General features: G+C 32.3%; 4 protein-coding genes. 2 read left to right on the plus strand and 2 right to left on the minus strand.

Annotation, left to right across the window (positions count from 1 at the left end; translation table 11 throughout):
* A partial coding sequence (locus ABMA45_RS01180; RefSeq protein ID WP_348029885.1) for an Ig-like domain-containing protein occupies positions 1-1,109 on the plus strand: 1,109 nt, incomplete at its 5' end.
* A gap of 349 nt (positions 1,110-1,458) precedes the next feature.
* Here ABMA45_RS01180 and ABMA45_RS01185 read toward each other — a convergent pair.
* A complete protein-coding gene (locus ABMA45_RS01185) occupies positions 1,459-1,617 on the minus strand; it encodes a hypothetical protein (protein WP_348029886.1) in 159 nt (52 codons plus the stop codon).
* A 9-nt stretch (positions 1,618-1,626) separates the two neighbouring features.
* On the minus strand, positions 1,627-3,084 hold the full coding sequence (locus ABMA45_RS01190; RefSeq protein WP_022088055.1) for an RNA polymerase sigma factor: 1,458 nt from the start codon (positions 3,082-3,084) through the stop codon (positions 1,627-1,629).
* A 477-nt stretch (positions 3,085-3,561) separates the two neighbouring features.
* Between ABMA45_RS01190 and ABMA45_RS01195 the strand changes: the two genes are divergently transcribed.
* The coding region (locus tag ABMA45_RS01195) for a hypothetical protein (protein ID WP_348029887.1) at positions 3,562-3,886 on the plus strand (325 nt) is incomplete at its 3' end.

The following is a 3,886-nucleotide window of genomic DNA, read 5'->3' on the forward strand; positions in this document are numbered from 1 at the left end:
GATATTCCGGTGATAAATATTGCCCTGACTGTGGAACTAAACTTTCATCAGGCAATACTATTGCAAAAACAGAAAATCATAGTTGGAATAACGGAGTAATCACTAAAGAACCTACATGTGCAGAGACAGGCGTAAAAACTTATACTTGTGGAATTTGTAATAAAACAAGAACTGAAAACATTGCAAAAACAACAGAACATCTTCATACTAAAATTCGTAATAAAAAAGCTGCTACCTGTGGTGAAACCGGTTATACAGGAGATACATATTGTACTGATTGTGGAACAAAAATTTCATCCGGTAAGACCATTGCAAAATTAACTACTCATACTTGGGATGACGGAAAGGTCACAACAGAACCTACCTGTACAGCGAAAGGTGTTCGAACATTTACTTGTAGTATATGTGCCAAAACCAAAACTGCGAGCATTGCAGCAACAGGACATCAGCATACTGAAATCCGCAAGAAAAAAGACGCAACCTGTGGCGAAGATGGTTATACAGGAAATACATATTGTACTGATTGTGGAAAGAGACTGGCATATGGTCAAACCATTAAAAAAACCGGCAACCATACTTGGGATGACGGAAAGACTACAACCGAACCTACCTGTACAATAAACGGCATAACAACTTTTACCTGTAGTGTATGTGGCAAAACAAAAACAAGAAGCATAAAAGCAGCAGGACATAGTTATGGAGAATATGTGGTTGTAAAAGAGCCGACATCCACAGAAAAAGGACTGAAATCTAAAACCTGTAGCGTATGTGGAAAAGTATATTCTGTGACATTGGCAAAAACCGATTCTTCTAATGCAAATATAAAAAATACGACAAATTCAGAACAGAATACACAGACAAATCAGTATACCACTAAAAAGATTAAACTAAACCGCAGAAAACTGACTTTGAAAAAAGGCAAGAGTTTTAAATTAAAGGTTACTTTAACACCGATAAACAGTCGTGACAAAATTACTTACTTAACTTCAAACAAAAAAGTTGTCAAAGTCTACAGAAATGGTAGAATCAAAGCTCTGAAAAAAGGTAAAGCTAATATTACAGTAATTTCAGGTAATAAGAAAGTTATCTGTAGAGTAACGGTCAAATAAAGACTATACAATAAAAGGCACTCAAACAATTAGTCAAACTTTTGGTGCTTTAACGCCCTAATTACATATTTAATAAATATAATTTTAAAAGAATGATTAACAAAAAATCCTTTATGAAATACAAGTTTTACAAAAACTGTATTCATAAAGGATTTTTTGCTATTATCATCAAATATATTTACTACGCATAACTCTCTTATCCATCTTTATTCCGACCCAATATTGAATCATCTTATACCTCTCTTGTATGTTCATACTAATCCAAAAGTTATATTTTCTCTATCAAAAATCATTGACCTCCCACAATTTTGCTATGTCAAAAGTATTTTACATATTGTAAAATTACGATTTATCGGCAATCTATTGCTACCACAGTAAATACTGCTTTTTTCTGCTTTTGTGTCAATGGTTTTAACATTCCCACTTCAAGCATTATTTCAACTATATAAGGAATAAATTCTCCCCATGTAAATGCGTTACTGTTATTGTATCTAACTAATTTTTCCAAATGTTCCGTCTACTTTGACTTATTTACCTCATAAAGTCTTTCATCCACTTTTTTCCCTTCTTCAAATATAAATTTCGGAATCTGTATATGATTTGCTACAAAATTGTTTATGACAGTTACTAAATTTCCATCTTTTACATTTATTACTGTAACCTGATTTTCTCCATCAACAATATATCCCTTCTCTGATAGATTGGAAAAACTACTTACACTTATTTTTCCTTTATCACAACCATTTGATAAATATGAATACAAGTCTTCCCAATCTTCCTGTGTATTACTCCTCCAGTCTATTTTTCTATCGCTATATATACAATTATACTGCTTACTTTGAAGCACCTGTTTATTATCTCTCCATACCTGATCATACATATAACCACAACCTGCATATTTATCATCTGCCTTCTGCCTAACACAATCATCTGTTACAGTTGCATACGCAATAAAATTCCCTCCGTCCGGTCTTTTTACTGCAAGTTCTTCCCAATTTTCCCAAACGTTTCCGAAAGAACTTAGCGCCATCATTACCAAATTGTATTTCAGATAATTTTTGTCATTATTAGGGCATATCATTCCCCAATTGTCCTCTGCTTTATCAAATTTTTCAAATAGGTCCTTGAAGAATTTTTCACATAAAAATTTTGCAACTTCTTTTTTAATATTTGCCTCTTCTGAAAAATCTTCTCTGCTATCTGTTATGTACATATTTGTCAGGTATTTAGGATTTTTTGAGCTGTCAACCTGATTAATATATCCCCATTCCACAAGTTTTCGTAATTCTCCTTCAATATAGGCAATAGGCACTTCCAACTCTTTTGAAATATCAGTTATTGTCTTTGCCTGATAATAACAACTCCATGCAATATTCTGTTTAAGCCTTGAATCAAACATATCCTTTGTATCACCGTTTTTCCCCGGGCTTCCACTATGTCCCATATTAATAAAATATATAGGATTTACACTTAAATTACTGTTTTTAACCATATCAATTTTCTCCTTTAATCCACTTCTGATGTCAGATAAATGCCATTTTACGGTTCCAACAGAAATATTAAGTTTCTTTGCAATATCCATTACTGACATTTCCTTATAGTATTTCATATATGTAATTACTCTTTGTCTGTTGGATAACATCCCAATTTCTTTTCTCAGTTTTTTGTATGTTTCTCCATTTTCAATATTATCAAAGCCACTCTCAGTTACCGGATATTCTATTTTTAGAATGTCTATGTGTTTATTTGAAATTTCATTATCAACAAATCTTGCATATACATTGCTCGCTATTCTATATACATATCCTTCTATATTTACAATATTATCTGTCTTAAGAAATGATTTATATATCTCAAGCATAATATTCGAAGCAAGTTCTTCAGCATCCGCAATGTTTCTCATTTTAGACATCGCAAATCCAAATATCTTCTGCTGGTATTCAACTATTAATTTGTCTGCATCTATCTTATTCACTATCTACCTCCGTGATAAACAAATGTGCACTTTTTGTTTTCATCTATATAGTGTATTAAATGTTAAAATAGGTTTGGTATAAATTTTTATTAATTCATCTAATCATATATATACTTTACCCCCTCTTCTTTCAATGTATTTTGATACATCCATTTATCATTTTGGTTATTTTATCACAGTATTCTCACCTTGACACTATTACACAAAACATATCGCAGAGCAAATCTCTGTGCTATAATAAATTGTTCTTAGTCTAAACTAAAACTTTTTAATTGACTAGAAAAAATATATCAAAAGACAAAGTATGGCATTAAACTTTCATCTTACAAGGAAGCTCTTGACTTTTACCTCGGCTGCGGCAGAAATAATAATGACAAAGCAACTTACAAATGTATTCATAATGGCGGAAAATTTGATGACACTTTCACCGATATAGAATATGACTATTACCCTAATGTTTATGAAAGATATGTACCAATGGGCGATAACTATGCAATGTACTGTGGTGAATGTGGCAAATATTTCTACGGTCCTACAAAGCATGATGATTGGGACATACATATGTTTTATATTTGTAATGTGTTAGGTCTACCTGGTTCAGGCTGGGCATGGGCATGGGATACTTACGATACTTTCTATAAAAAAGAAGACCACGAACATACAGATACTATGCAGCGCTCCTATTGTCAAAATAAAGGTAAACAAGTATCTCAGAAATTACTTGAAAGTAAATATACACCATATAGAACTGATGTACCAATGAGTTATCCGCCAACAGGACCTGTTTGGTGGTATATAGATA

The organism is Eubacterium sp. CAG:156, from assembly GCF_000434315.1.
In the GTDB taxonomy this organism is placed as follows: Bacteria; Bacillota; Clostridia; order Lachnospirales; family Lachnospiraceae; genus Eubacterium_U; species Eubacterium_U album.